Source organism: Janthinobacterium algoris, assembly GCF_051380935.1.
GTDB lineage: Bacteria > Pseudomonadota > Gammaproteobacteria > Burkholderiales > Burkholderiaceae_D > Janthinobacterium.
On the sequence record NZ_JBNYXZ010000023.1, the window covers coordinates 1 to 25,859 of the forward strand.

The 25,859-nt window shown below is 61.1% G+C and carries 22 protein-coding genes and 1 rRNA gene; 18 read left to right on the forward strand and 5 right to left on the reverse strand.

The window, feature by feature from the left end:
* A 5S ribosomal RNA gene (gene rrf / locus ACQ4W7_RS25405) occupies nucleotides 1–107 on the forward strand; the annotation flags it as partial.
* 134 nt (nucleotides 108–241) lie between these two features.
* On the opposite strand, the gene ACQ4W7_RS25410 is transcribed toward rrf, so the two are convergent.
* Nucleotides 242–814 (reverse strand): acyloxyacyl hydrolase, encoded by a 573-nt coding sequence (locus ACQ4W7_RS25410; RefSeq protein WP_426074012.1) that lies wholly within the window; start codon nucleotides 812–814, stop codon nucleotides 242–244.
* An 84-nt stretch (nucleotides 815–898) separates the two neighbouring features.
* Here ACQ4W7_RS25410 and ACQ4W7_RS25415 point away from each other — a divergent pair, with 84 nt between their 5' ends.
* A complete protein-coding gene (locus ACQ4W7_RS25415; protein ID WP_426074013.1) occupies nucleotides 899–1,801 on the forward strand; it encodes an NAD(P)-dependent oxidoreductase in 903 nt (300 codons plus the stop codon).
* A gap of 1 nt (nucleotide 1,802) precedes the next feature.
* On the opposite strand, the gene ACQ4W7_RS25420 is transcribed toward ACQ4W7_RS25415, so the two are convergent.
* Nucleotides 1,803–2,996: a M20 aminoacylase family protein gene (locus ACQ4W7_RS25420; RefSeq protein ID WP_436534210.1), complete on the reverse strand. Its 1,194-nt coding sequence runs from the start codon at nucleotides 2,994–2,996 to the stop codon at nucleotides 1,803–1,805.
* 205 nt (nucleotides 2,997–3,201) lie between these two features.
* On the opposite strand from ACQ4W7_RS25420, the gene ACQ4W7_RS25425 reads away from it, so the two are divergent.
* The 4 genes from ACQ4W7_RS25425 (at nucleotide 3,202) to ACQ4W7_RS25440 (ending at nucleotide 10,032) form a co-directional block, all read left to right on the forward strand.
* A complete protein-coding gene (locus ACQ4W7_RS25425; RefSeq protein ID WP_436534212.1) occupies nucleotides 3,202–5,277 on the forward strand; it encodes a molybdopterin-containing oxidoreductase family protein in 2,076 nt (691 codons plus the stop codon).
* A gap of 2 nt (nucleotides 5,278–5,279) precedes the next feature.
* The gene (locus ACQ4W7_RS25430) at nucleotides 5,280–6,335 is read left to right on the forward strand and encodes an aminopeptidase (protein ID WP_436534214.1); all 1,056 of its coding nucleotides are present in this window, start codon (nucleotides 5,280–5,282) and stop codon (nucleotides 6,333–6,335) included.
* Between the two features lie 276 nt (nucleotides 6,336–6,611).
* Nucleotides 6,612–8,294 (forward strand): long-chain fatty acid--CoA ligase, encoded by a 1,683-nt coding sequence (locus ACQ4W7_RS25435; protein ID WP_436534216.1) that lies wholly within the window; start codon nucleotides 6,612–6,614, stop codon nucleotides 8,292–8,294.
* A gap of 55 nt (nucleotides 8,295–8,349) precedes the next feature.
* Nucleotides 8,350–10,032, forward strand: a complete 1,683-nt coding sequence (locus ACQ4W7_RS25440) for a long-chain-fatty-acid--CoA ligase (RefSeq protein ID WP_426074018.1) — start codon at nucleotides 8,350–8,352, stop codon at nucleotides 10,030–10,032.
* On the opposite strand, the gene ACQ4W7_RS25445 is transcribed toward ACQ4W7_RS25440, so the two are convergent.
* Nucleotides 10,029–10,229 carry a hypothetical protein gene (locus tag ACQ4W7_RS25445; RefSeq protein WP_426074020.1) on the reverse strand — a complete coding sequence of 67 codons (201 nt, stop codon included), beginning with the start codon at nucleotides 10,227–10,229 and terminating at the stop codon, nucleotides 10,029–10,031. The two genes, ACQ4W7_RS25440 and ACQ4W7_RS25445, sit on opposite strands and share 4 nt — an antisense overlap.
* A 310-nt stretch (nucleotides 10,230–10,539) precedes the next feature.
* Between ACQ4W7_RS25445 and ACQ4W7_RS25450 the strand changes: the two genes are divergently transcribed.
* Nucleotides 10,540–10,698 carry a LytTR family transcriptional regulator DNA-binding domain-containing protein gene (locus tag ACQ4W7_RS25450; RefSeq protein WP_436534299.1) on the forward strand — a complete coding sequence of 53 codons (159 nt, stop codon included), beginning with the start codon at nucleotides 10,540–10,542 and terminating at the stop codon, nucleotides 10,696–10,698.
* Here the strand turns inward: ACQ4W7_RS25450 and ACQ4W7_RS25455 are convergent.
* Nucleotides 10,695–12,287: an alkaline phosphatase D family protein gene (locus ACQ4W7_RS25455; protein WP_436534218.1), complete on the reverse strand. Its 1,593-nt coding sequence runs from the start codon at nucleotides 12,285–12,287 to the stop codon at nucleotides 10,695–10,697. The genes ACQ4W7_RS25450 and ACQ4W7_RS25455 overlap by 4 nt on opposite strands.
* 36 nt (nucleotides 12,288–12,323) lie before the next feature.
* Nucleotides 12,324–12,689 carry an acyl-CoA thioesterase gene (locus ACQ4W7_RS25460; RefSeq protein WP_426074187.1) on the reverse strand — a complete coding sequence of 122 codons (366 nt, stop codon included), beginning with the start codon at nucleotides 12,687–12,689 and terminating at the stop codon, nucleotides 12,324–12,326.
* 136 nt (nucleotides 12,690–12,825) lie between these two features.
* Between ACQ4W7_RS25460 and ACQ4W7_RS25465 the strand changes: the two genes are divergently transcribed.
* From ACQ4W7_RS25465 to ACQ4W7_RS25515, 11 genes are all read left to right on the forward strand, one after another.
* Complete coding sequence (locus tag ACQ4W7_RS25465) at nucleotides 12,826–14,679, forward strand: ABCB family ABC transporter ATP-binding protein/permease (protein WP_426074023.1); 1,854 nt, start codon at nucleotides 12,826–12,828, stop codon at nucleotides 14,677–14,679.
* Between the two features lie 195 nt (nucleotides 14,680–14,874).
* On the forward strand, nucleotides 14,875–15,831 hold the full coding sequence (locus tag ACQ4W7_RS25470) for an amino acid ABC transporter substrate-binding protein (protein ID WP_426074024.1): 957 nt from the start codon (nucleotides 14,875–14,877) through the stop codon (nucleotides 15,829–15,831).
* A gap of 100 nt (nucleotides 15,832–15,931) precedes the next feature.
* Complete coding sequence (locus tag ACQ4W7_RS25475; RefSeq protein ID WP_426074025.1) at nucleotides 15,932–16,681, forward strand: amino acid ABC transporter permease; 750 nt, start codon at nucleotides 15,932–15,934, stop codon at nucleotides 16,679–16,681.
* Nucleotide 16,682: 1 nt separating this feature from the next.
* Nucleotides 16,683–17,375, forward strand: coding sequence for an amino acid ABC transporter permease (locus tag ACQ4W7_RS25480; protein ID WP_426074026.1), 693 nt, complete (start codon nucleotides 16,683–16,685; stop codon nucleotides 17,373–17,375).
* Between the two features lie 19 nt (nucleotides 17,376–17,394).
* Complete coding sequence (locus tag ACQ4W7_RS25485) at nucleotides 17,395–18,120, forward strand: amino acid ABC transporter ATP-binding protein (protein ID WP_436534222.1); 726 nt, start codon at nucleotides 17,395–17,397, stop codon at nucleotides 18,118–18,120.
* A gap of 157 nt (nucleotides 18,121–18,277) precedes the next feature.
* Nucleotides 18,278–19,342, forward strand: a complete 1,065-nt coding sequence (pyrC, locus tag ACQ4W7_RS25490; protein WP_436534224.1) for a dihydroorotase — start codon at nucleotides 18,278–18,280, stop codon at nucleotides 19,340–19,342.
* Between the two features lie 7 nt (nucleotides 19,343–19,349).
* Nucleotides 19,350–20,168 carry a DUF3025 domain-containing protein gene (locus ACQ4W7_RS25495; protein WP_436534226.1) on the forward strand — a complete coding sequence of 273 codons (819 nt, stop codon included), beginning with the start codon at nucleotides 19,350–19,352 and terminating at the stop codon, nucleotides 20,166–20,168.
* Between the two features lies 1 nt (nucleotide 20,169).
* Nucleotides 20,170–21,159 (forward strand): Gfo/Idh/MocA family protein, encoded by a 990-nt coding sequence (locus ACQ4W7_RS25500; RefSeq protein ID WP_436534228.1) that lies wholly within the window; start codon nucleotides 20,170–20,172, stop codon nucleotides 21,157–21,159.
* Between the two features lie 23 nt (nucleotides 21,160–21,182).
* Nucleotides 21,183–22,397 (forward strand): MFS transporter, encoded by a 1,215-nt coding sequence (locus ACQ4W7_RS25505; protein ID WP_426074030.1) that lies wholly within the window; start codon nucleotides 21,183–21,185, stop codon nucleotides 22,395–22,397.
* Nucleotides 22,397–22,522 carry a hypothetical protein gene (locus tag ACQ4W7_RS25510; RefSeq protein WP_426074031.1) on the forward strand — a complete coding sequence of 42 codons (126 nt, stop codon included), beginning with the start codon at nucleotides 22,397–22,399 and terminating at the stop codon, nucleotides 22,520–22,522. The genes ACQ4W7_RS25505 and ACQ4W7_RS25510 overlap by 1 nt, the downstream gene beginning before the upstream one ends.
* A gap of 21 nt (nucleotides 22,523–22,543) precedes the next feature.
* A complete protein-coding gene (locus tag ACQ4W7_RS25515) occupies nucleotides 22,544–25,858 on the forward strand; it encodes a DEAD/DEAH box helicase (protein WP_436534231.1) in 3,315 nt (1,104 codons plus the stop codon).
* The last annotated feature ends 1 nt before the right edge of the window (nucleotide 25,859 follow it).

The following is a 25,859-nucleotide window of genomic DNA, read 5'->3' on the forward strand; positions in this document are numbered from 1 at the left end:
GACCATAGCAAGTTGGTCCCACCCCTTCCCATCCCGAACAGGACCGTGAAACAACTTTGCGCCGATGATAGTGCTGCAACCAGTGTGAAAGTAGGTTATCGTCAGGCTTGTTATTCGTAGTAGAGAAAAACCCCGCCAGCAATGGTGGGGTTTTTTTTCGTCTGATGCTTTGGCAGGTTTTACAGCATACAGGCGTAAAAAAAGCAGCGCTACGCGCTGCCTTTGTCATTTGTCAAACGCATTAAAAGTGATAAGCGACTTTGATATTCATGTAATTGACGCCACTGTTTGGCTTTTTGTAGCCGCCATTCGAGAAATGCTGGATTTTCGCAGCGACTTCCCATTTGTTATTGAAGATATAGCCGACGCCGATATGGTCGCCGAACTGGAAGTGGGTCGACAGGCGGTCATCGTCGTTGTTGTACAGTTTTGACAGCATGTGCACGCCGATGCCGGCTTCCGCATAAAAACCCAGCTTGTTCATATTTTCAAAACGGAACACGGGGGTAAAGCCCAGGTCCCACAGTTTTTGATGCTGGCCTGGGACATTCTGATAGCTCTTGGCATCCCAGCCGCCGATGCTGGCATCCCAGTAACCGCTCAACTGTGTGCCATTCGATACAAACCAGGCCTTATCCCAATTCGAGGTTACGCCAGCGCGTACCATTTGTACCTTCACGCCCTTGGCATATTCGCCGTAGACGGAGTCGATCAGTTTGTCATCGGCGGCAAAGCCGGCGTTGGCCGCCATCAGCGCGGCAGCTGCGGCGATGGATTGGAGGAGATTCTTCTTGAAGAACATAGAGGCTTTCATCGTAAAATTGGCCGATAGGCTATTGTTGTACAGGCACCTTGCTTTGCATGCCGCTCTCGCCACTTGTTGATCTCAGGGGTTCAATTGACATTCTCTACAAAAATTGCATTTCTCGGTATCGGTCTGATGGGGGATCCGATGGTCCGGTGCCTGCTGCGCGCTGGATATTCTGTCACAATTTGGAATCGCACGCACAGCAAGGCCCAAGTGCTGCGTGCGGCAGGGGCACAGCCGGCCGTTTCCGTGGTTGAGGCGGTCAATGGCGCGGACGTGGTCATCTCGATGCTGGAAGCCGGTCCCATTGTGGCGCAGGTGCTGCAAGAGGCGCTGCCGGCCTTGCCAGCGGCTGCGATATGGATCGATATGAGTTCCACCAAGCAATCAGAGGCCCAACAATTTCATGCCAGCTTGCACGCGGCAGGTCATGCTTTCATCGATGCGCCCGTGTCGGGTGGCGTCGGCGGGGCGCAGGCTGGCACCTTGGCCATCATGGCCGGCGCCAGCACCGACGATTACGCACGGGTTGAGGCGATTCTGGCGACCATGGGCCGTCCGACCCTGGTGGGCCCATCAGGCAGCGGACAGGTGGCCAAGCTGTGCAATCAGCTGATCGTCGGCGCCACCTTGACCATCGTGGCTGAGGCATTGCTGCTGGCACAGGCAGCCGGCGCCGATGCGGCTGCCGTGCGGGCAGCCATTCGTGGCGGCTTTGCCGAGAGCAAGATTTTGGAGCTGCATGGCCAGCGCATGCTGGAACGTAACTTTGTGGCCGGTGGGCAGGTGAAGAGCCAGATCAAGGACATGCACAACATCCTCGCGGCGGCCCAGGCCGCGCACGTCACCTTGCCAGTGACGCAACTGGTGACGCAGCGCTATGAAACCATTGCCGAAACGTACCCGACGGCAGACCATGCGGCGGCCTTGCTGGCCCTGGAAGCGTTGAATCCGGGGCAGCGCCTGGGTACTGGCCCGGATAAACTGAGCTGATTCAAGCGATGGGCAGGCTCGCTTCGGCTAGCTTGACCCAGAAAGTGGCGCCGATGGGCAGCAGATGGTCGTTGAAATCGTAGCTGCCATTGTGCAAGACGCACGGACCCAGGCCATGGCCGCCATCGCGGTGTTCGCCATCGCCATTGCCGATGAAAATGTAGCAGCCGGCCTTTTCCTGCAGGAAGAAGGCGAAATCTTCCGCGCCCATGGTCGGTTCGACATTCGCGTTGACTTTGTCCGCGCCCACCACACTTTTCATCACGTCGACGGCAAACGCCGTTTCTTTCGCGTGGTTGACCAGCGGCGGATAGTTGCGCTTGAAATGGAAATCGACTTCCGCGCCAAAGGCGGCGGCCGTGTGCACGGCGATCTCGCGCATGCGCTCTTCGATCAAGTCCAGCACGGGTGTGGTGAAGGTGCGCACGGTACCGACCAGGCTGGCATCATCGGGGATCACATTGGTGGCGCTGCCCGCGTGGATTTGTGTGATCGACAGCACGGCCGAGTCGAGCGGACTCTTGTTGCGTGTGATGACGGTTTGCCAGCTTTGCGCGATTTGCACGGCCACCATCACGGGATCGATGCCCTTGTGGGGCTGGGCCGCGTGGGCGCCCTTGCCCTTGACGGTGACGTGGAATTCATTGCTGGAGGCCATCATCGGCCCCTCCACCACGCTCAGGGTGCCCGTTTCTGCGCCCGGCCAGTTGTGCATGCCGTAGATGGCATCCATGGGAAAGCGTGTAAACAAGCCGTCTTCGATCATTTCACGCGCGCCGGCGCCGCCTTCTTCGGCCGGCTGGAAGACCAGGTACACGGTGCCGTTGAAATGGCGGTGCTGCGCCAGGTAATGGGCGGCACCCAGCAGCATGGCCGTGTGGCCGTCGTGACCGCAGGCGTGCATCTTGCCCGGGTGGCGTGAAGCATGCTCGAAGGTATTCATTTCCTGCATTGGCAAGGCATCCATGTCGGCGCGCAGACCGATGGCACGCGTTGAGGTGCCATTCTGGATGATGCCGACCACGCCGGTGCGACCCAGGCCGCGTACCACGGGAATGCCCCATTCCGTCAGTTTGGCGGCGATCACGTCCGAGGTGCGCTGTTCTTCGTAACACAGCTCGGGATGCGCATGCAGGTCGCGGCGGATACCTTGCAGCTCGGATTGAAACGCCAAGATCGGATCAACTAATTTCATCGGACTCTCCTGTGGATGCTGGCGCGCAGCCATGTAGGGCGCGCCGGACCGCGGCTGTTTGATCAAAAGCAGGCGCGGCTAATAATGCATTGTAGCCCTTGTTTGCCGGGTAAATCCAGCGCACGGCCCAGCTTGCTCAACCGCCAACAGCAAGCGCGCGGAATGGTTTACAGTAGCGCCTTCCCCCAACGTTTTTGGATTGCCCATGACCACCACCCAAGTGCGCGCCGCCTGCCCGCTCGATTGCCCCGATACCTGCGCCCTCCTGGTCACGGTGACCGATGGCGTGGCAACAGCCGTCAAGGGCGATCCCGACCACCCGACCACGGCTGGCGTGCTGTGCACGAAGGTGTCGCGCTTCACGGAACGCACCTACCATGCGGACCGGCTGCTGCATCCGCTGCGCCGCGTGGGCAAGAAGGGGGAGGGAAAGTTCGAGCGCATCAGCTGGGAAGACGCATTGCAGACCATCGCCGCCCGCTTGAAACCGATCGCCGCGCGCGATCCGCAGGCGATCTTGCCGTACAGCTACTGCGGCACCATGGGCCTGGTGCAGGGCGAATCGATGTCGTCGCGTTTTTTCAACCAGCTCGGTGCTTCCTTGCTGGACCGCACCATTTGCGCCTCGGCCGGCGCCACTGGCTACCGCTATACGGTGGGCGCCAGCATCGGCACGGACCTGGAGCAATTCCAGAATGCGAAATTGATCATTATCTGGGGCGGCAATCCGATCGCCTCGAACCTGCACTTCTGGATGCGGGCGCAAGAGGCCAAGCGCAACGGCGCGACCCTGATCGCCATTGACCCGTATCGTTCGCTGACGGCCGAAAAATGCCACCAGCATGTCGCCTTGCTGCCGGGTACCGATGCGGCCCTGGCGCTGGGCTTGATGCATGTGCTGATCACCGAAGACCTGGTCGACCACGACTATATTGCGCAGTACACCATCGGCTATGCTGAACTGAAACAGCGGGCCCTGGAATGGCCGCCCGAGCGCGTGGCCGAGGTGTGTGGCATCACCATCACGGAAGTGGTGGAACTGGCGCGCCTGTACGGCCAGGCATGCCGTTCTGGCGAGGGCGCCGCCATCCGTGCCAACTATGGCGTGCAGCGCGTGCATGGCGGTGGCATGGCGGTGCGCAACATCGCCTGCCTGCCGGCCCTGACGGGCGCGTGGCGCCACCCAGCGGGTGGCATGCAGCTGTCGAGCTCGGGTTCCTTTCCCGTCGACCGCAAGGCCTTGCAGCGCCCCGATTTGCTCAAAGGTACGCCGCGCACCATCAACATGAGCACCATCGGCGACGATCTGCTGAAAACAACTTCACCCGAGTTCGGCCCGCAAGTCGAGGCCGTGATTGTCTACAACTCGAATCCCCTGGCGGTGGCGCCCGATTCCTCGAAAGTGGCGCAGGGCTTTGCCCGCGAAGATTTGTTTACGGTCGTGCTCGAGCACTTCCAGACCGATACCGTCGATTACGCCGACATCGTGTTGCCCGCCACCACGCAGCTCGAGCATGTCGATGCGCATTCCACCTATGGCCACCTGTACATGATGGCAAACAATGCGGCCGTGGCGCCGCTAGGTGAGGCGAAGGCGAATACGGAAATCTTCCGCCTGCTGGCGCAGCACATGGGCTTTGATGACCCGTGCTTCCAGGAAAGTGACGATGCGCTGGCGGCCAAGGCCTTCGATGCGACGGATGCGCGCGCCGTGCATTTCGACTGGGAATCGCTGAAACGCACGGGCTGGCAAAAGCTGGCCATGCCCGAGGCACCGTTCGCCGCAGGCGGTTTCCCCACGCCATCGGGCAAATGCGAGTTTTATTCCAGCGCCATGGCGCAGGCGGGACTCGATCCCTTGCCGACGTACATTGCACCGCACGAATCGCTGGCCAGCAATCCGGCGCTGGCAGCACGCTATCCGCTGGCCATGATTTCTCCGCCGGCGCGCAATTTCCTCAATTCCACATTCGTCAACGTGAAAAGCCTGCGCGCGGCCGAAGGCGAGCCACACCTCGATATTCATCCCGATGATGGCGCCGCGCGCGGCATCGTGGCCGGCGACATGGTGCGCATCTTCAACGACCGTGGCAGTTTTGTTGCCAAGGCCAGGTTGACGGACAAGGCGCGGCGCGGCCTGGTGGTAGGCTTGTCCGTGTGGTGGAAGAAGCTGGCCAGCGATGGCAAGAACGCCAATGAAGTGACCAGCCAGCGCTTGACTGACATGGGCCGCGCACCCACCTTCTACGATACGCTGGTCGAAGTGGAAAAGGCTGGCTGACCATGGCCCTGCTGCGCTGGCCGGCCCGCCTGCTTGCTGGCACCTTGTGCATGCTGCTGGGTGGCTGCACGCAGCTGCGCTACTACACGCAAGCGGCGCAGGGGCAATATGCGCTGTGGTCCGGCGCGCGCCCCATTGATGCCTGGCTCGGTGACCCGGCCACTGAGCCGCGTCTGAAAGTGCGCCTGGCCAAGGCGCAGCAGATCCGCCGCTTTGCCGTCAGCGAGCTGGACTTGCCAGACAATGGCAGCTACAAGAACTACGCGGCCCTGCGGCGCCCGTTCGTGCTGTGGAACGTGGTGGCAACGCCGGAATTGTCGCTGCAGCCGTTGCAATGGTGTTTTCCCATCGCCGGTTGCATCAGTTATCGAGGCTATTACAGCAAGGAAGAGGCGCTCGCGTATGCCGAGCAGTTGCGTGCCCAGCATTACGACGTGCAGGTGGGCGGCGTGCCCGCGTATTCCACCCTGGGCTGGTTCGACGATCCCCTGCTATCGACTTTTATCAACTACAACGATGCGGAACTGGCGCGCCTGATTTTTCATGAACTGGCGCACCAGGTGGTGTATGTGCCCGGCGATTCGGCCTTCAACGAGTCGTTTGCCAGTGCCGTGGAAGAGGCGGGCGTGCAGCGCTGGCTGGCACGCGAGGGCAATGACGCCATGCGCGCGTCGTATGCCCAGTATGCGGCGCGGCGCCAGGATTTTCTGGCCTTGCTGCTGAAATATCGTGAGGAGCTGGAGGCCGTGTATGCCAGCGACGCCAGCGAGGCGGACAAGCGCGCGCGCAAGGCGCAGGTGTTTGCTGCACTGCAAGACGCATATCAGGTGCTGAAGCAAGAGTGGGGTGGCTTTGCCGGTTACGACCGCTGGTTCGAGCAGCCATTGAGCAATGCGCACCTGGCTTCCGTGTCTACCTACAATGAATTTTTGCCTGCCTTCAAAAAATTGCTGGAAGAAAAAAAGAACTTTCGTGCTTTTTATGCTGCAGTGCACACAATGACCCAGATCAAGAAGCCTGAGCGCAGGCGTGTGCTGGAACAATTGTCCAGCCCGTGACCCCTAAAGATTGTCTCGCACGTCAGGGCAAACGATCCTGCAACAGTGTATTTATCATGCTGCACTGCAACACAAAAAGCCCCTAGAGCTGCCGCTCGAATACTGTTGAAAGCGCTTGCATGGAAGCGCGGCGCCCGATAGCATCGCGTTAGTAGCATAGAGCAATTGCTCGTCAGAATGCTCAAACTGACTGCCGGACGACAGAATCCGCAGCAATGATCCGCGCCGGCAGGGTGCGCCGGCTCCCCCACGATTATTCGAGACAAGAGGCACAGGATGGAAAAAATTTGGCTGAAGTCGTATCCTCCCGGCGTTCCCGCCGACATCGATCCTGATCAATATCGTTCGCTGGTGCATTTGCTGGAAGAAGCGTTTCAAAAATATGCAGACCGCAATGCCTATGTCTGCATGGACAAATTTCTCACCTATGCCGAACTCGACACCTATTCGCGCCAGCTGGGTGCCTGGCTGCAAAGCCGTGGCTTGAAAAAAGGTGCCAGAGTCGCCCTGATGATGCCGAACGTGCTGCAGTATCCGGTGGCGATTGCCGCCGTCTTGCGCGCCGGCTACACGGTGGTCAATGTCAACCCGCTGTACACGCCACGCGAACTCGAGCACCAGCTCAATGATTCGGGCAGCGAAGCCATCATCGTGCTGGAAAACTTTGCCCATACACTCGAACAAGTGTTGAGCAAGACGGCCGTCAAGCACATCATCGTCGCCAGCATGGGTGAAATGCTGGGCGGCTTGAAAGGCATGATCGTCAATTTTGTCGTGCGCAACGTCAAGAAGATGGTGCCTGCGTATTCCTTGCCGAACGCCATGCGTTTCAAGCAGGCGCTGGCGCTCGGCAGCCGCATGAAACTCACGCCCGTCGAGCTGAGCATCAACGACGCCGCCTTCCTGCAATACACGGGTGGCACCACGGGCGTGTCGAAGGGCGCGACCTTGAGCCACCGCAACGTGATCGCCAATGTGCTGCAAAGCGAAGCGTGGTCGGGCGCGGCGCTCGACCAGAACAGCAAGGAACAGATGATCGTGGTCTGTGCCTTGCCTCTGTACCATATCTTTGCCCTGACGGCGTGCGCGATGTGGGGCACGCGCGTGGGCGCCCTGAATATCCTGATCCCGAATCCGCGCGATATCCCGGGCCTGATCAAGGAGTTGGGCAAGTATAAATTCAACCTGCTGCCCGCGGTTAATACGCTGTATAACGCGCTGGTCAACCACCCCGACTTTGCCAAGCTCGACTTCTCGGGCTTGAAGATTGCCAATGGCGGCGGTATGGCGGTGCAGCAAGCCGTCAATGACAAATGGCTGCAAGCGACGGGCGTGTCCATCATCGAGGGTTATGGCCTGTCGGAAACGGCGCCTGTCGCCACGTGCAACCGCGCCGACAGCACTGCGTTTTCCGGCACCATCGGCTTGCCGATTCCGTCGACCGAGATCGCGATTCTCGACGATGACGGCAAGGAAGTACCGCTGGGCCAGACGGGCGAGATCGCCATCCGTGGCCCGCAAGTGATGACGGGCTACTGGAACCGTCCCGATGAAACGGCCAAGGTCATGACACAAGATGGCTATTTCAAATCGGGCGACGTGGGCATCATGGATGAACGCGGCTACGTGAAGATTGTGGACCGCAAGAAAGACATGATTCTCGTCTCCGGCTTCAATGTGTATCCGAACGAAGTCGAAGCCGTCATCGCTGCCCATCCCGGCGTGCTCGAGTGCGCCTGCGTGGGCGTACCCGATGAGCATTCGGGCGAAGCCGTGAAAGTGTTTGTGGTACGCAAGGATCCGAACCTGACCCAGGCAGTGCTGGCCGCGTATTGCAAGGAACAATTCACCGGTTACAAGCGGCCGAAATACATCGAGTTCCGCGATGAACTGCCGAAGACTAACGTCGGCAAGATTTTGCGTCGCGCCCTGCGTGACGAAACGAAGACCGCAGCATAAACAGTGTGGGATGCACCAGGAGGCGCATCCCTTTTACAGATAAAGATGAGGCAAGATGGACAAGATTTGGTTGAAGTCGTACCCGGACAGCGTTCCCGCAGAGATTGATTGCACGCAATACCGTTCCGTGACGCATTTGTTGGAAGAGTCGTTCCAGAAATATGCGGACCGTAACGCTTTCGTGTGCATGGATAAATTCCTTACCTACCGGGAGCTCGACCAGCTGTCGCTGCAGATGGGGGCCTGGCTGCAAAGCAAGGGGCTGCAACCGGGCGCGCGCGTAGCGATCATGCTGCCGAACGTGCTGCAATATCCGGTGGCGATGGCGGCAATTTTGCGCGCCGGCTATACCGTGGTGAATGTCAATCCGTTGTACACGCCGCGTGAATTGCAGCATCAGTTGATTGACTCGGGCAGTGTAGCGATCATCGTGCTGGAAAACTTCGCCACCACGGTGGAGCAAGTGTTGCCGCATACCCAGGTCAAGCATGTGATCGTCGCCACCATGGGTGACATGCTGGGCGGCTTGAAGGGCACCATCGTCAACTTCGTCGTGCGCAAGATCAAGAAAATGGTGCCTGCGTTTTCCTTGCCTGGCGCCATCAGTTTCAACAAGATGCTGGCCGAAGGCGCGCACCTGACGCTCAAGCCCGTGCAGCAGGGGCATGACGATATCGTCTTCCTGCAATACACGGGTGGCACGACGGGCGTGTCGAAGGGCGCGATGTTGCTGCACCGCAACGTGATCGCCAACGTGCTGCAAAACGAGGCGTGGATGTCGCCCGTGATGACGCCTGAGATGCGCGCCACCTCGATGGGATTCATGTGCGCCTTGCCCCTGTATCACATCTATTCGTTGACGGTCAGCGCCCTGATGGGCATGCGCCTGGGCGGCATGAGCGTGCTGATTCCCAATCCGCGCGACATCCCCGGTTTCGTCAAAGAATTGTCCAAGCACAAAATCGTCGTCTTTCCGGCCGTCAATACCCTGTACAACGCGCTGCTGAACAATGCCGACTTTGCCAAGCTCGATTTTTCCAGTTACAAAGTGTGCAATGGCGGCGGCATGGCCTTGCAGCGCAACGTGGCCGAACGCTGGCTGAAACTGACTGGCTGCCCGCTGATCGAAGGCTATGGCATGTCGGAAACATCGCCCGTGGTGACGGGCAACCGCGTCGATATCACGGAATTCACGGGTACCATCGGCTTGCCATTCCCCTCGACGGAAGTGGCGATCTTGAACGATGACGGCGTGGAAGTGCCGCTGGGCGAGCCGGGCGAGATCGCCGTGCGCGGCCCGCAAGTGATGGCGGGCTATTGGCAGCGTCCGGACGAGACGGCCAAGTCGATGACGGCCGACGGCTACTTCAAGACGGGCGACGTGGGTGTCATGGATGAGCGCGGCTATGTGAAGATCGTGGACCGCAAGAAAGACATGATCATCGTTTCCGGCTTCAATGTGTATCCGAACGAGGTGGAGGACGTGGTCTCTTCGTGCCCGGGCGTGCTGGAATGCGCCTGCATCGGCGTGCCGGATGCCAACGCGGGCGAAGCCGTAAAAGTATTTGTCGTGCGCAAGGATCCGAACTTGACGGTGGAGCAGATCCGCGAGCATTGCAAGCATGAATTGACGGCCTACAAGAAACCGAAATACATCGAGTTCCGCGATGAATTGCCGAAGACCAATGTCGGCAAGATATTGCGCCGTCAATTGCGCGACGAAAAGAAAGTGGCTTAGTTCACTGCCAAGGCCGTGTCCGCCACTAGGTTCCGGCCTGGGCGGCTGGGCAGGCCAAAGCACGGGCGCAGCCAGTTCACCTTGCTGATCAGCAGCGAAGTCCCCAGCCAGCAGCTTGCCAGCGTGCCAGCCAATATCAGCAGCGGCTCCAGCACGAGGCCCAGCTTCAGGGGCACCAGCCAGTAGGCCAGCAGCACGATCGCGCTCTGGAGTAATAGGTACCAGGGAAAGACGGCTTGGCAGGCCCATGGCAGCCAGGCAAAGGGGGCGGTTCAATAGCGTATGCGACCAGCCCAGGATGGCGCAGATGGCCAGCCACTTGTACAGGTTGCGCATGGGCCAGGAGCCAGCCGAGGCCCAGGTCAGCAGTTTTTCTGAATAAATCTGGTCGAAAAACATGTACACGGCAAACGCGCCCAAGCCCAGCCACAGCGTGCGCCAGCGCAGGCGCGCCAGTTCCGCCCCCAATTCCTTGTCATTGCCCAGCCACCAGCCATCGAACGCCGCCTGGACGGCAAGCGCTTTGTGCGCGTGCACCGCCGCTATATCGTCAGCCTTGATTTCGTGCAAAGCATCGTGCCGCTGGAATCGGGCGATGCGCTGTCCACGGGTGGCGAAGTGCCCGTCAGCCGGCGCTACCGCGATGCCATGAAAAGTACTTGCTAGCTTTCCTGCAAGCCAGCCTTGCCGTCGCGCACGATAAAGCTGGCCAGTGTTGCGATGCCGGATGCGCTGTCGCGCACATTCTCCAAACCCTGGAACAGGGTCGTGGTTTTCTCCGGTGTGATTTCCATCAACATATAGCCGCGCTTGTCGCTGCGTCCGTAACGGATGTGCGGGTTCATCGCCACGTACTGCTCGGTGCGCGCCTGCGGGCGGGAACTCGAGGTGATGGACGTGCCGCAAAACTCGGTGGCCAGCACGGGATTATCCTTGCTGGTGGGCCGCGTGGCGTTGCGGCTCAGTTCCGTGGCATAAAAGGTGTGTACGTCGCCTGACAGCACCAGCGGGTTGCGCGCGCCGCTGCTGCGCAAGGCATCGAGCAGGTGCTGGCGCGCCATCGGATAGCCATCCCAGCCATCGGTCCATATGCGCTCGTCGCCGGGACGCCGGATGGGCACCTGGCTCGATTGCGCCATCAGCGTTTGCTGGGCCAGGATATTCCAGTGCGCCGGAGAGGTGGCTAGTCCCGCTTGCAGCCAGCGCTGCTGCTCCTCGCCCAGCATGGTGCGTTCCGGTTTCAGCAAGTCGGGGCAGTTGCGCGTGGTGACGGAATTGGAGCCGCCGCGGCCCGGCCTGGCGCATGCGTGATAGGCACGGTATTGCCGGTCGTCCAGTACGTGGAAGCGCGCCAGCCGGCCCCAGTCGTAGCGCTGGTAGATGCGCATGTCGACAAAGCCCCGCCGCCCCAGCGGCAGCAGGCGCAGCGGCATGTGTTCATAAAACGCCTGGTAGGCGGCCGCGCGGCGCTGCAAAAAGGTGGGCGTGAGCAATTCGTCGCGGTCATTGCCATAATCGTTGGCCACTTCATGGTCATCCCAGGTGACGATCCATGGCGCGGCCAGGTGCGCGCCCTGCAAATCCTGGTCGCTTTTGTATTGCGCGTAGCGGGCGCGGTACTCGTCCAGGCTGAAACTTTCGTGCGTGCGCACGGCGCGGCGCGGGTGCTGCAGCTGGTACGGCCCCCATTCATAGATGTAGTCGCCGAGGAAGGCCACCAGGTCGGGCGCGGCTGCGGCAATGTGCCGGTGCGCCGCATACGCGCCGAATTCCCAGTGCTGGCACGAGGCAACGGCCAGCTTCAGCGACGCAGGCAGGGCATCGGCGGCGGGTGCCGTGCGTGTGCGGCCCACGGGGCTGACGGCGTCGCCAAACATAAAACGGAACCAGTACCAGCGGCCGGGCGCCAGGCCGCCCACGTCCACGTGCACGCTGTGCGCGAGGGCGGGCGTGGCCGTGGCTTGCCCTTTGGCGATAATGCGACGAAACCCTTCGTCGTCGGCCACTTCCCAGCGCACGTTCAGGGCGATGGCGGGTGTGGCGGCCACCTGCAGCGGGTCGTAGCAGATGCGCGTCCACAGCACGACAGCGTCCGGCAAGGGCGAACCGGACGCGACACCGAGCGCAAAAGGATAGCCTGTGCCATTCAGGCGCGTGGCGGCGCGCGCGCCGGAACCGGACAGCACGCCGCCGGCCGCGGCCAGCGCACTGATGCGCGCGGCACTGAGCAGGAAGATGCGGCGCTGGCTATCCATGCCGGCTGGCCATGCAATGTGGGATTATTGCGACAATCAAGACGACAATAAGGTCTCGATGGGCGGCACCTTGCGCGGTTTGCGGTCGGAGTCGGTCGCCACGTAGATCAGCGTGGCTTCCGTGACTTTCACGATGCACGCCTGCAGGCGGTTGCGCTCGGCATACACCTCCACATTGACGGTGATCGAGGTATTGCCAACCTTGACTATTTCGGCGTAGAAGGAGAGCAGATCGCCGACGAACACGGGATTTTTAAAGACAAAGGAATTGACGGCGATGGTGGCCACGCGGCCGTTGGCGCGCCGCGTGGCCGGCAGCGAGCCGGCAATATCGACTTGCGACATGATCCAGCCGCCGAAGACGTCGCCGTACACGTTGGCGTCGGACGGCGCGGGCATCATGCGCAATTCCGGCATTTTTCCGGCGGGCAGGCCGGAGGCGAGGCAGTTGTCGGGGCGGTCGGGGGAGGTGCTCATCTTTTATTCTCATGAAAGGCTACAATTGCCCCGATTGAACCATAAAAAGCCGACCTTCGCCATGCGCCGTTCCCAGACTTCTCCCCCGCCCCGCTCGCCAGCCTCCGCCAGCCACAGCGATTTCGCCACCATCAAGACCTTGTTGCCATATTTGTGGGTCTACAAATGGCGGGTCCTGCTGGCGCTGCTATGCCTGGTGGGCGCCAAGCTGGCCAACGTGGGCGTGCCCCTGATCCTGAAAAAACTCGTCGACGCCATGACGATCACGGCGGCGAGCCCGCAAGCGTTGCTGGTGTTGCCCTTGGGCTTGCTGGTGGCCTACGGCTTGCTGCGCCTGTCGACCACCTTGTTTACGGAATTGCGCGAATTCCTGTTCGCCAGGGTCACGCAGCGGGCCGTGCGCACCATCGCCCTGCAAGTGTTCCGCCACCTGCATGCCTTGTCGCTGCGCTTCCACCTGAACCGGCAGACGGGCGGCATGACGCGCGATATCGAACGGGGCACGCGTAGCGTCGGTTCGCTCATTTCCTATACCTTGTTCAATATCTTGCCGACCCTGGTGGAAATCACCCTCGTGCTCGGCTATCTGTTCTTGCATTACGACATCTGGTTCACCGTGATCACGGCGGTGGCGCTGGTGTCGTACATCGCGTTTACCGTGCTGGTGACGAACTGGCGTACGCATTTCCGCCGCACCATGAACGACCTGGACTCGAAGGCGAATACCAAGGCCATCGATTCGTTGATCAACTATGAAACCGTCAAATATTTCGGCAACGAGGATTACGAGGCGAAGCGCTACGACGAAGGCTTGCAGCGCTATGAATCGGCCGCCGTCAAATCGCAAACATCCTTGTCCCTGCTCAATACGGGCCAGTCGCTGATCATCGCCACGGCCGTCACCTTGATCCTGTGGCGCGCCACGGTGGGCGTGATCAACGGTAGCATGACGCTGGGCGACCTGGTGCTGGTGAACGCCTTCATGATCCAACTGTACATCCCTCTCAATTTCCTCGGCGTCATTTACCGCGAAATCAAGCAAAGCCTGGCCGATATGGAGCGTCTGTTTTCCTTGCTGAACGAAAACCGCGAAATCGCCGATACGCCGGACGCAAAACCGCTCGTCACGCGCGGCGCAGCCGTGCGTTTCGACCACGTGGATTTCAGCTATGAAGCCAAGCGGAAAATCCTGTTCGACGTGGATTTCCAGATACCGGCCGGCACCACGACGGCCGTGGTGGGCCACAGCGGCTCGGGTAAGTCGACCCTGTCGCGTTTGCTGTTCCGCTTCTATGAAGTCGATGGCGGCAGCATCACCATCGATGGCCAGGACTTGCGCAGTATCACGCAGGACTCTCTGCGTGCGGCCATCGGCATCGTGCCGCAGGATACGGTCTTGTTCAACGACACCATCGAATACAACATCGCTTACGGCAAGCCGGGCGCCAGCAAGGAGGCCATCGTGGCGGCGGCAAAAGCGGCGTCGATCCATGATTTTATTGAAAGCTTGCCAGATGGTTACAACTCCATGGTGGGCGAGCGGGGCTTGAAGCTGTCGGGCGGCGAAAAGCAGCGCGTGGCCATCGCCCGCACCTTGCTGAAAGACCCGGCCATCCTGATCTTCGACGAAGCCACGTCGGCGCTCGACTCCAAGGCCGAGCAGGCGATCCAGGCGCAATTGAAGGAGATCGCCAAAAACCGTACCACCTTGGTCATTGCGCACCGCCTGTCGACGGTGGCCGATGCCCAGCAAATTCTGGTGCTCGACCATGGCCGCATCGTCGAGCGGGGCACGCATCCGCAATTGCTGGCGGCCGATGGCTTGTACGCGCAAATGTGGCAACGCCAGCAGGCAAATAGGGACGATGAGGCGGAAGAGGACGACGCGCTGGCGGGCTTGGCGCCGGCAAAATAAATCGGGAAGGGAAAATCAGTAGGAAAAATGCTACAGCCGCGCTGATTCAGGCGCGCGTATAGTCGCTATTTGAGGGCAATCGCAGAAAACGGCTAGCTCAGCGCTGAAAATGAAATAAAATTAATTCCATTGGTGGCGTCTGCGCCACAGTTGTTTCGTTCGGAGTACATCCGGTTTGTCCGCCCAGGAGAATTTATGAAATTGACCAAAATCATCGCCACGTTGCTCAGCGTCGGTGTCATCAGCAGCATGTCGCCAGTCCAGGCTCAGGAATTGACCGGCACCTTGGCCAAGATCAAGAAAGCCGGTTCCGTCACCCTTGGTGTGCGCGACGGCTCCGTTCCCTTCTCCTATCTCGATGACAAGCAGCAATACCAAGGCTATTCGATCGACCTGTGCATGAAAGTTGTCACGGCTCTGCAAAAGCACCTGGGCATGAGCGAACTGAAAGTGGTGATGAGCCCCGTCACCTCGGCTAACCGCATCCCGCTGATGGCCAACGGCACCATCGACCTCGAATGCGGCTCGACAACGAATAACTTGGAGCGCCAGCAGCAGGTGGCGTTCGCACCTACCATGTTTGTCATCGGCAACCGCGTGCTGTCGAAAAAAACCTCGAACATCAAGACCCTGGAAGACTTGCGCGGCAAGACGCTGGTCGCTACGGCCGGCACGTCGACCATTAAACAGATGACGATTTTGAACAAGGAAAAGAACCTGGGCATGACCATTGCCGTCGGCAAGGATCATCCTGAATCGTTCCTGATGCTGGAAACGGGGCGCGCGGTGGCCGAAGCCAACGACGACATCCTGCTGGCATCGCAAGTAGCCAACTCGAAAAACCCGAACGACTACGAAATCACCAAGGAAGCGCTGTCGGTCGAGCCGTACGGCATCATGCTGCGCAAGGGAGATCCAGCTTTCAAGAAAGTGGTCGACGACGCGCTGATCCGCTTGTACAAGAGCGAAGACATCAACCGCATTTATGCGAAATGGTTTACCTCGCCGATCCCGCCGAAAAACATCAACCTGAAGTTCCCGATGCCGCCGCAATTGAAGGCCGTGTTCATGAATCCGACCGATTCGGGCGATCCGGCCGCGTATGCGGCCGTGCCCGAAGCGCAGAAGACATCGGACAAACGGAAAAAGTAACAAGAGTGCGTAACAAATCGGGGGGCGCAAGCCTCCCGTTTTAATTGCGGGACGGGCGGCAGACAAGCCGCCTTCCTTGGGCTGCATGGGAAGGATGATCATGAATTACAACTGGAATTGGCGCATCTTCTGGGAGATGTCTCCCGATGGCGTGGGCACGTATATGGACACGCTGTGGTCAGGCTTGATCTGGACCCTGGCCACGGCTGGTGCGGCCTGGATCATGGCACTGATATTGGGTCTGGTGATCGGCACCGTCCGCACCCTGCCGAACAAATGGCTGGTGGGCGTGGCCAATGCCTACGTCGAATTGTTCCGCAATGTGCCGCTGCTGGTGCAAATGTTCCTGTGGTATTTCGTCATGCCGGAACTGCTGCCGCCGGACCTGGGTGCCTGGGTCAAGTCGTTGCCGAACGCGCCATTCGTCACGGCTGTTCTGTGCCTGGGATTCTTCACTTCCTCGCGCGTGGCCGTGCAGGTGACGACGGGCATCGAGGCGCTGCCGCGCGGGCAGAAACTGGCCGGCACCGCGTTGGGCCTGACCCTGCCGCAAACCTACCGTTTCATATTGCTGCCGATGGCCGCGCGCGTCATCATGCCGCCGCTGACCAGTGAATTTCTGAACATCATCAAGAACAGCTCCGTGGCATTGACCATCGGCCTGATCGAACTGACGGCCAGCGCGCGCGCCATCCAGGAGTTTTCTTTCCAGGTGTTCGAGGCATTTTCGGCCGCCACCATCATCTATGTCGTCGTTAATCTGCTGGTGGTGGTGCTGATGCACCTGATCGAGAAAAAGGTCGCCATCCCGGGCTTCATCGTCGCCGGCGCCAAGACGGGAGGACATTAATATGTTCGGTAACTTCGACTTCGATGTCATCTCCCGCTCGTGGGTTTACCTGTTCCAGACTGGCATGGTCTTCACCCTGAAACTGACGGCGCTGGCCATGGTGGGCGGCATCGTGCTGGGCACACTGCTGGCGCTGATGCGCCTGTCCAGCAGCCGCCTCATCTCGGGCGTGGCATCGAGTTACGTCAACCTGATACGCTCGATCCCGCTGGTGCTGGTGATCTTCTGGTTCTACTTCCTGGTGCCGTACATCGCCGCCTGGGTCATCGGCGCGAACGAACCCGTGAAAGTGGGCGCATTTTCTTCCGCGCTGATCACCTTCATCATGTTCGAGGCGGCATACTATTGCGAGATCATGCGCAGTGGCATACAGTCGATCCCGCGCGGCCAGGTGTGGGCCGGCCAGGCACTGGGCATGAACTACGCGCAGACCATGGCCTTCATCGTGCTGCCGCAAGCCTTCCGCAACATGATTCCCGTGCTGCTGACGCAGACCATCGTGCTGTTCCAGGACGTGTCGCTCGTGTACGTGTTGTCGATCCCCGATTTCGTCGGCGCCGCCTCGAAGATCGCGCAGCGCGACGGCCGCCTGGTGGAAATGTATGTGTTTGTCGCCGTCGTGTATTTCGTGCTGTGCTATGCCTTGTCGTTCCTGGTAAAACGCCTGCAGAAACGCGTCGCCATCATTCGCTAACCGTAAAAGAAAGAACAAGATGATCGAACTCAATAACGTCAGCAAATGGTATGGCCAGTTCCAGGTGCTGACCGACTGCAGCACCAATGTCGCCAAGGGTGATGTGATGGTCATTTGCGGCCCGTCCGGCTCCGGCAAGTCGACCCTGATCAAGACCGTCAACGGCCTGGAGCCGATACAGCAGGGGCAGATTATCGTCGACGGCATCAGCGTCAACGACCCGAAGACGAATTTGTCGAAACTGCGTGCGCGCATCGGCATGGTGTTCCAGAATTTCGAGCTGTTTCCGCACTTGTCCATCCGCGAAAACCTGACCATCGGCCAGATCAAGGTACTCGGTCGCAGCGCCGACGAAGCAAATGCCAAGGGCTTGAAATACCTGGACCGCGTGGGCCTGCTGTCGCAGCAGGATAAATTCCCGGGCCAGCTGTCGGGCGGCCAGCAGCAGCGCGTGGCGATCGCCCGCGCGCTGTCGATGGACCCGATCGCCATGCTGTTCGACGAGCCGACGTCGGCGCTCGATCCGGAAATGATCAATGAGGTGCTCGACGTGATGGTGGGCCTGGCGCAGGAAGGCATGACGATGATGGTCGTCACGCACGAGATGGGCTTTGCCAGGCGTGTGGCCAACCGCATCGTCTTCATGGACCAGGGCAAGATCATCGAGGATTGCAGCAAGGATGACTTCTTCAATACGACGCGCTCGGACCGCGCGCGCGATTTCCTGGCGAAAATCATTCACTGATCACTGGTTTTCCCGATAAAAGCGGCCGGTCTCCACCGGCCGTTTTTGCGTTGACAGCACGCTTGCGCCGGATTTGCCTCAGGAAGCCTGGCCGCAAAGGCAGCCCCGCGGCTGGTAAAATGGCGTTATTCGCAATGACCGCCTGAGAGCAGCCGCCATGTCCACACTCGATCACACCCCAGCCGCCGTTCCATCCTCCATCACCATCACCCGTCCTGACGACTGGCATTTGCACCTGCGCGATGGCGCCGTCATGGCCAGCGTGCTGCCGCACAGCGCGCGCCAGTTCGGCCGCGCCATCGTCATGCCGAACCTGAAACCGCCCGTCACCACCACGGCGGACGCCGCCGCCTACCGCGAGCGCATCCTGGCTGCCGTGCCGGAAGGCGTGAACTTCGATCCGCTGATGGTGCTGTACCTGACGAACAACACCTCGCCCGACGAAATCCGCCGCGCGCAGGACAGCGGCATCGTGCAGGCCGTCAAATTGTATCCGGCCGGCGCCACCACCAATTCCGACCTGGGCGTGACGGATTTGAAGAATTGCTACAAGGTGCTTGAAGTGATGCAGGAGGTGGGCATGCCCTTCCTCGTGCACGGCGAAGTGACGGACCCGGAGATCGACATTTTCGACCGCGAAGCCGTCTTCATCGAGCGCGTGATGCGTCCGCTGCGCAGCGCCTTCCCGGCTCTGTCCGTCGTGTTCGAACACATCACCACCAAGGATGCGGCGCAGTACGTGGCCGAAGCGGAAGGCCCGATCGCCGCCACCATCACGGCGCATCATCTGCTGTACAACCGTAACGAGATTTTCAAGGGTGGCATTCGCCCGCATTACTACTGCCTGCCGATCCTCAAGCGCGAAGAGCACCGCCTGGCGCTGATGACGGCCGCCGCCAGCGGCGACGAGCGTTTCTTCCTCGGCACCGACTCGGCGCCGCACGCGCAAGGCGCCAAGGAAATGGCTTGCGGCTGCGCCGGTTGCTACACGGCCCTGCACGCGATGGAAATGTATGCCGAAGCGTTCGAACGGGCAGGCGCGCTGGATAAACTGGAAGCGTTCGCCAGCTTCCACGGCCCGGCTTTCTACGGCGTGCCGCGCAACACGGACAGCATCACCTTGAAGCGTGAAAGCTGGACTTTGCCAGCTTCGCTGCCGCTGGGCGACAGCCATGTGATTCCGCTTAACGCGGGTGAGCAGATCAACTGGAAAATGGTCTAGGCGCTGCATGCTGCCATCGATAGACTGGAGCCGCCCCTGGTTTGCCACGGTGCTGCCGGCGCGACGGCAGCTGGACCTGCAGCGCGAGACGGTGATTGCCGCGCTCAACGGGCAGGCGCGGGCGCTGGACTTGCGCAATCCGTCCGGCTTGCCGCTGGCCTTCGTGCCGCAAGCGGACCTGCCTGAAGGCGTGGCCTACGAGGAGTTCATCGGCGCGACGGGCGGCGTGCCGACGCGCGACAATCTGCATGATTTTTTCAATGCGCTCGTGTGGCTCACTTTCCCCCGCATCAAGCGGCAGCTGAATGCGCTGCAGGCGGCGCAGATCGCCCTGTCCGGCGTCGGCAAATCGCGTGGTCCCGCGCGCGACGGCGCGACCATCTTTGACGAAAATTCGGCTTTGCTGGTGCTGCGCGACAGCGATGCCGGACGCGCGCTGGAAGCGGCCTTGCGCGGACACGACTGGCGCAGCGCCTTCATCGCGCAGCGCGACAAGTTTGGCGCCGGCGGCGACGCCGAAGTCTGGCTGTTCGGCCACGCGCTGATGGAAAAACTGGTGGCGCCGCGCAAGGCCATCACGGCGCACACGCGCGTGATCTTCGCCGGCGACGCTTACTTTGCGCTCGATGATGTAGCACGGCGCGCCTGGCTCGACGAGCGCGTGGCGCTAGACCTGGCGCAGCAAGGCCTCACCACGGCGGACTTTACGCCGCTGCCCGTGCTGGGTTTGCCCGGCTGGTGCGAAGGCCAGGACGACGATTTTTACAATGACGCGGCGGTGTTCCGCCCGAAGCGCAAGGCAGCTGGCGCAGAAAGAGATCAATAGCATGGAAAATACCGTCCGCTGGGGCATCCTCGGCACCGGCAAGATCGCCCACGCGATGGCCAATGGTTTGCGTGATGCGCCCGGTGCGCAACTGGTGGCGGTCGCCTCACGCAGCAGCGCCGGCGCGCAGGCCTTTGGCGCCGAATTCGGCGTCGAACGTTGCCACGGTTCCTACTCGGCGCTGGCCGATGACCCCGACGTGGACGTGATTTACATCGCCACGCCGCACACCTTGCATGCGGAAAACGCCTTGCTGTGCCTAGCCGCCGGCAAGCACGTCGTGTGCGAAAAACCGTTTACCATGAACGCGCGCGAAGCGCAGGCCGTGGTCGATATGGCACGCGAAAAGAAGCTGTTTTTGATGGAAGCCATGTGGAGCCGTTTCCTGCCCGCCGTGCAGGAAGCCAAACGCATCATCGCCAGCGGCGAGATCGGCGTGCTGCAGCAAGTGCAAGCCGATATCGGCTTTGTCGCCAATTTCCCGCCCGAACATCGCATGTTCAATCCCGAACTCGGCGGCGGCGCGCTGCTCGACGTGGGCATCTATCCGCTGTCGATGGCGGCGTTTTTCCTCGGCCCGGTATCGCAGGTGCAGGCGCTGGCTGAAATGGGCGCCACCGGCGTCGATGAGCAAGTCGTGTTCTCATTGCTGCACGCGGGCGGTGGCACCTCGTCCTGCGCCTGCAGCCTGCGCGCGCAAACGCCGACGGAAATGACCATTTCCGGCAGTCTGGGCCGGATTCGCCTGCCCAGCCGTTTTTACAAACCCGATCACCTGATCGTCGAAGCGATGCATGGCGAGCGCCGCGTCGTCGCCGCGCCGCACTTGGGTAACGGCTACGCGCACGAGGCCATCGAAGCGATGCGCTGCATTCGCGCCGGCTTGCTGGAAAGCCCCGTCATGCCGCACGCCGACAGCGTGGCGCTGATGCGCAACCTTGACACCATGCGCGGCCAGATCGGCCTCGTTTACAGAGCCGACCAAGCGTGAACAGGCCTCAACAGGAATCCTCCATGACATTGCACTCATCGCGTCCCAGCCTGAAAACGGTCCTCATCGCCAGTGGCGTCGTCCTGACCCTGGCGATGGGCGTGCGCCACGGCCTGGGCTTCTGGATGCAGCCGATTTCGCAAGCCAACGGCTGGACGCGCGAAACCTATTCGCTGGCGCTGGCCATGCAAAACCTGATGTGGGGTGTCTTCGGCCCATTCGCCGGCATGGCCGCCGACCGCTTCGGCACCATGCGCGTCGTCATCGTCGGCGCCATCAGCTACATGGCGGGCCTGGTGTGGATGGCGCTCGTGACGCAACCCGTCCTGTTCATCGCCGGTTCGGGCATTTTCATCGGCCTGGCGCTGGCTTGCACGGCCTTTGGCGCCATCAGCGGCATTATCGGGCGCAGCGCGCCGCCCGAGCAGCGCTCGTGGGCCTTCGGCATCTCGTCGGCGGCCGGCTCGTTCGGCCAGTTCCTGATGATGCCGGTCGAGCAGCAGCTCATCTCCGCCGTAGGCTGGCAAAACGCCTTTTATGTGCTGGCAGCGCTGGTGCTGCTGGCGATGATACCGATGGCCTTCTACCTGCGTGAACCGCCCGTGACGCATGCCAGCGGCCCGCAGCAAAGCGTTGGCGCCGCCTTCAGCGAAGCCATCGCCAGCCGCTCGTTCTGGCTGCTGCTGGCAGGGTATTTTGTCTGCGGTTTCCAGCTGGTCTTCATCGGCGTGCACCTGCCGGCCTACCTGAAGGACCAGGGCTTGATGAATCCGAACATCGCCGTCACGGCGCTGGCGCTGATCGGCCTGTTCAATATCGTCGGCTCCTACTACGCGGGCAAACTCGGTGGCAAGATCGCCAAGCGCTACCTGCTGTCGGCCATCTACGTGACGCGCGCCGTGGTCATCACCGTGTTCCTGCTGGCGCCCTTGTCTGCGTGGTCCGTGTATCTGTTTGCCGCCGGCATGGGCGTGCTGTGGCTGTCGACCGTGCCGCTGACGAACGGCATCATCGCCGGCATCTTCGGCGTGAAGCACCTGTCGATGCTGGCCGGGATGGTGTTCTTCTCGCACCAGGTGGGCAGTTTTCTGGGCGCGTGGCTGGGTGGCTATCTGTACGAGCACCAGGGCAGTTACCACGTCGTGTGGATGATCACCATTGGCCTGGGTTTGCTGGCCGCCCTGATTAACCTGCCCATCGACGAGCGCGCCGTCAAGCGTGTTGCGGTGGCGGCGTAATGGGCAGCTGGCGCACATGGCTGTGGCGCCTGGCTTGCGCCGCGCTGCTGTCCATCGTCTTCATGGCCTATCTGCGCCCGGACTTCATGCTCGACCTGGCGAACCGCTTCTGGATGTGCATGTAGCCCCATTAAAGGATAAATGATTTGACTTTCCATTTTTCTGCGGCCGATGTCGCCGCCAGTTTTGATGCGGGCACCTTGAATCGCGGCCGCGACTATGCGCGCCGCGGCAAGGTGCTGGCCCTCACGGCCGATGGGGATGAGATCAAAGGCAAGATCAGCGGAAGTGGCGGTCAACGCTACCGGCAAACGGTGCGGATCAAGCCAGGCCTGCGCGGCGTGCGATTCGATGGCGATTGCAGTTGTCCCATGGATTACAACTGCAAGCATGTGGCGGCGCTGCTGCTGCATTATTTGGAATTGAACAAAAATACTCCCGCCGGCGCGTCCGATGCGCTCGCTTCCTGGATGGGGGCCGTGGCCAAGGCCCTGACTGAAGCGTCCAAAGTGAAGAGCGGCCCTGTTGCCGATAAGATTATCTATCGCGTAGCCTATGTCTTGATGCCCAATGATGTCGGCCGCCTCGATCTGTATTTGTGCCGTGCGCGCCTGCGCGCTGACGCGATGATCGCAGCGGCGACAATGTTGCCTTACAGCTATGATTTAATGATGAAGCCGCCTGCCTATGTGACGCAGGCCGACCGTTACGCAAACTATAGGTTTGGACTGCTGAGCGGCTTTGGGGGCTATGGCAAAGTCTCGGCCGAACCGCATGGCGCTGTCGGTGCGCAGTTGTTGCGTGACTTGGCGCAGGCGGGACAACTGTTCTTCGCTGCCACGCGCGACGCGCTCAAAACGGGACTGTTGCGGCCATTGCATCTGTCGCCTGCGCGCGCCTCTCGCCTGGGATGGTCTGTGCCAGATGAAGTGGATGGCGGCGTGCGCCTGCGCTGGGAATTTGCCGATGGTGCGGCGCTCGAGTACATGCTGCCGACCGAGCCTCCCATGTACGTGCATGGTGCTGACATTGGCGAGCTGGGCATTCCTGATGGCGCCGCCATGATCCCGGCGCGCGATTTGAGGTCACTGGTGGCGATGGCGCCGCGCGTGGCCGGTCCTGCCCGTGAGCAGGTAGCGACACAATTGGCGGCGCATGGTTTGGTGCAGGTGATTCCGCCACCACCGCCGCCGCGCCAAACTGTGCGTAACGATATCAAAGCCACGCCCTTCCTGCTGCTCGCCAGCCTTGACAACGGCACTGCCGAATCGGCATGGCACGATTTTGCTCTGCTGGCCTTCGACTACGATGGCGTACGCGTCTCGGCCGATCCGGCGCAGGCGGCCATGCGCCATGGCGTCGGCGGCACCGAGGTGATTAAACGCGACAGCGCCGCGGAGGCGCAGGCCGTCGCCGTGCTGCGCGCACTGGGCTTCGCCGATGCCACAGGGCAGGATTCGCCATTGCGTTCGCTGGCGGGCGCGCAACAGCTGCCGGAGCAAGCCGCCTGGATAGCCTTCGTGGCGCAGGGCTTGCCGACCTTGCGCCAGCAGGGCTGGCTGATCGAATACGGTCCCGGCTACCGCTACGATCTGGCATCGGTCGACGATTGGTATGCCGAGGTGGAGGAAGACGGCGAGGGCGGCAACGCCTGGTTCGAGCTGGAACTGGGCATCGTCGTCAATGGGCAGCGCGTCCCCTTGCTGCCGGTGCTGCTGCAATGGATACGCGAGGCGCCCGATCACTTCGATCCGGCCGCGCTGGCGCTGCACGACGATGCCGAACACCTGATCGCCAGTCTGCCCGACGGCATGCGGGTGGCCCTGCCGTGGAGCCGCATCAAGCCCATCCTGCATACCTTGGGCGAGCTGTATTTCAAGGAACGTATCGGCGCCGGCATGCGCTTGCCGGTGCTCGATGCGGCGCGCCTGGCCGAACTGGAAGCGAGCGCTCAGCTGCGCTGGACGGGCGGCGAACGGCTACGCCAGCTGGGCGCCAGACTGCGCGGTTTCGACGGCGTTGCGCCGGTTGCCGCGCCGGCCGGCCTGCAGGCGAGTTTGCGTCCCTACCAGAGCGAAGGGCTGGCATGGATGCAGTTCTTGCGCGAGTACCATTTCGCGGGCATCCTGGCCGATGATATGGGACTGGGGAAGACCATCCAGACACTGTCCCACATCTTGCTGGAAAAGGAGGCGGGCCGGCTGACGTCGCCGGCGCTGGTGGTCGCGCCGACTAGCCTGATGGGCAATTGGCAGGCCGAAGCGGCGCGCTTCGCGCCCGCTTTGAGGGTGCTGCTGCTGCACGGACCGCAACGCGCGCAGCATTTTGAACAGCTGGGGCTATACGACCTGGTGTTGACCACGTATGCGCTGCTGCCGCGCGACGAGGCAGCTTTGCGCCGTCAGCATTTTCATTTGCTGATCCTGGACGAGTCGCAATACATCAAGAACAGCAATTCGAAGGCCGCGCAGACTGCGGCGCTGCTACCGGCCACGCACCGCTTGTGCCTGACCGGCACACCGCTGCAAAATCACCTGGGCGAGTTGTGGGCGCAGTTTCACTTTCTGATGCCAGGCTTGCTTGGCGATCAAAAAACCTTCAACGCAGAGTTCCGCAAACCGATAGAAAAGCTCGGCGATGGCGCGCGCAACGCTTTCCTGGTACGGCGCATCAAACCGTTTTTGCTGCGCCGTACCAAGGACACGGTGGCCAAGGAATTGCCGGCCAAGACAGAAATGGTGCGCGAAGTCGAACTGGCCGGCGCGCAGCGCGATTTGTACGAAACGGTGCGCCTGGCGATGGCGGAAAAAGTGCGCGCGGCGATTGCCGCCAAGGGCCTGGCGCGCAGCCAGATCGTGATCCTGGAAGCCTTGCTCAAGCTGCGCCAGGTCTGTTGCGACCCGCGCCTGGTGGCCGGCGCCGGCAAGAAAGGCCTGGCGCCGTCGGCCAAGTTGATGGAATTGATGGAGATGCTGGACGCGTTGCTGGCCGAAGGGCGCAAAGTGCTGGTGTTCTCGCAATTTACCAGCATGCTGGCGCTGATCGAAGAGCAGTTGCGCGAGCGCGGCATCGCGTATGCTTTGCTGACCGGCGAGACCAAGGAGCGCAGCGCGCAGGTCGACACCTTCCAGCAAGGCAGCGTGCCACTATTTTTGATCAGCTTGAAGGCTGGCGGTGTTGGCTTGAACCTGACCGCAGCTGATACCGTGATCCACTACGATCCATGGTGGAATCCGGCGGCGGAAAATCAGGCCACCGACCGTGCCTGGCGCATCGGCCAGGACAAGCCGGTATTCGTCTACAAATTGATCGCCAAAGGCACGCTGGAAGAAAAAATTCAGGAAATGCAGCGCCGCAAGGCCGAACTGGCCGATGCTGTATTGGCCCACGGTCCGGCGCAAGCGCTGGCGATCACGCAAGACGACTTGCAGGCGATTTTCGCGCCTTTGAAAGGCGCGTAGC

What these genes read in the sequence shown, in the direction of transcription:
- ACQ4W7_RS25410 (WP_426074012.1), bottom strand. Translation starts at nt 814, where the DNA reads ATGAAAGCCTCTATGTTCTTCAAGAAGAATCTCCTCCAATCCATCGCC.
- ACQ4W7_RS25420 (WP_436534210.1), bottom strand. Translation starts at nt 2,996, where the DNA reads ATGAAATTAGTTGATCCGATCTTGGCGTTTCAATCCGAGCTGCAAGGT.
- ACQ4W7_RS25425 (WP_436534212.1), top strand. Translation starts at nt 3,202, where the DNA reads ATGACCACCACCCAAGTGCGCGCCGCCTGCCCGCTCGATTGCCCCGAT.
- ACQ4W7_RS25430 (WP_436534214.1), top strand. Translation starts at nt 5,280, where the DNA reads ATGGCCCTGCTGCGCTGGCCGGCCCGCCTGCTTGCTGGCACCTTGTGC.
- ACQ4W7_RS25435 (WP_436534216.1), top strand. Translation starts at nt 6,612, where the DNA reads ATGGAAAAAATTTGGCTGAAGTCGTATCCTCCCGGCGTTCCCGCCGAC.
- ACQ4W7_RS25440 (WP_426074018.1), top strand. Translation starts at nt 8,350, where the DNA reads ATGGACAAGATTTGGTTGAAGTCGTACCCGGACAGCGTTCCCGCAGAG.
- ACQ4W7_RS25455 (WP_436534218.1), bottom strand. Translation starts at nt 12,287, where the DNA reads ATGGATAGCCAGCGCCGCATCTTCCTGCTCAGTGCCGCGCGCATCAGT.
- ACQ4W7_RS25460 (WP_426074187.1), bottom strand. Translation starts at nt 12,689, where the DNA reads ATGATGCCCGCGCCGTCCGACGCCAACGTGTACGGCGACGTCTTCGGC.
- ACQ4W7_RS25465 (WP_426074023.1), top strand. Translation starts at nt 12,826, where the DNA reads ATGCGCCGTTCCCAGACTTCTCCCCCGCCCCGCTCGCCAGCCTCCGCC.
- ACQ4W7_RS25470 (WP_426074024.1), top strand. Translation starts at nt 14,875, where the DNA reads ATGAAATTGACCAAAATCATCGCCACGTTGCTCAGCGTCGGTGTCATC.
- ACQ4W7_RS25475 (WP_426074025.1), top strand. Translation starts at nt 15,932, where the DNA reads ATGAATTACAACTGGAATTGGCGCATCTTCTGGGAGATGTCTCCCGAT.
- ACQ4W7_RS25480 (WP_426074026.1), top strand. Translation starts at nt 16,683, where the DNA reads ATGTTCGGTAACTTCGACTTCGATGTCATCTCCCGCTCGTGGGTTTAC.
- ACQ4W7_RS25485 (WP_436534222.1), top strand. Translation starts at nt 17,395, where the DNA reads ATGATCGAACTCAATAACGTCAGCAAATGGTATGGCCAGTTCCAGGTG.
- pyrC (WP_436534224.1), top strand. Translation starts at nt 18,278, where the DNA reads ATGTCCACACTCGATCACACCCCAGCCGCCGTTCCATCCTCCATCACC.
- ACQ4W7_RS25495 (WP_436534226.1), top strand. Translation starts at nt 19,350, where the DNA reads ATGCTGCCATCGATAGACTGGAGCCGCCCCTGGTTTGCCACGGTGCTG.
- ACQ4W7_RS25500 (WP_436534228.1), top strand. Translation starts at nt 20,170, where the DNA reads ATGGAAAATACCGTCCGCTGGGGCATCCTCGGCACCGGCAAGATCGCC.
- ACQ4W7_RS25505 (WP_426074030.1), top strand. Translation starts at nt 21,183, where the DNA reads ATGACATTGCACTCATCGCGTCCCAGCCTGAAAACGGTCCTCATCGCC.
- ACQ4W7_RS25510 (WP_426074031.1), top strand. Translation starts at nt 22,397, where the DNA reads ATGGGCAGCTGGCGCACATGGCTGTGGCGCCTGGCTTGCGCCGCGCTG.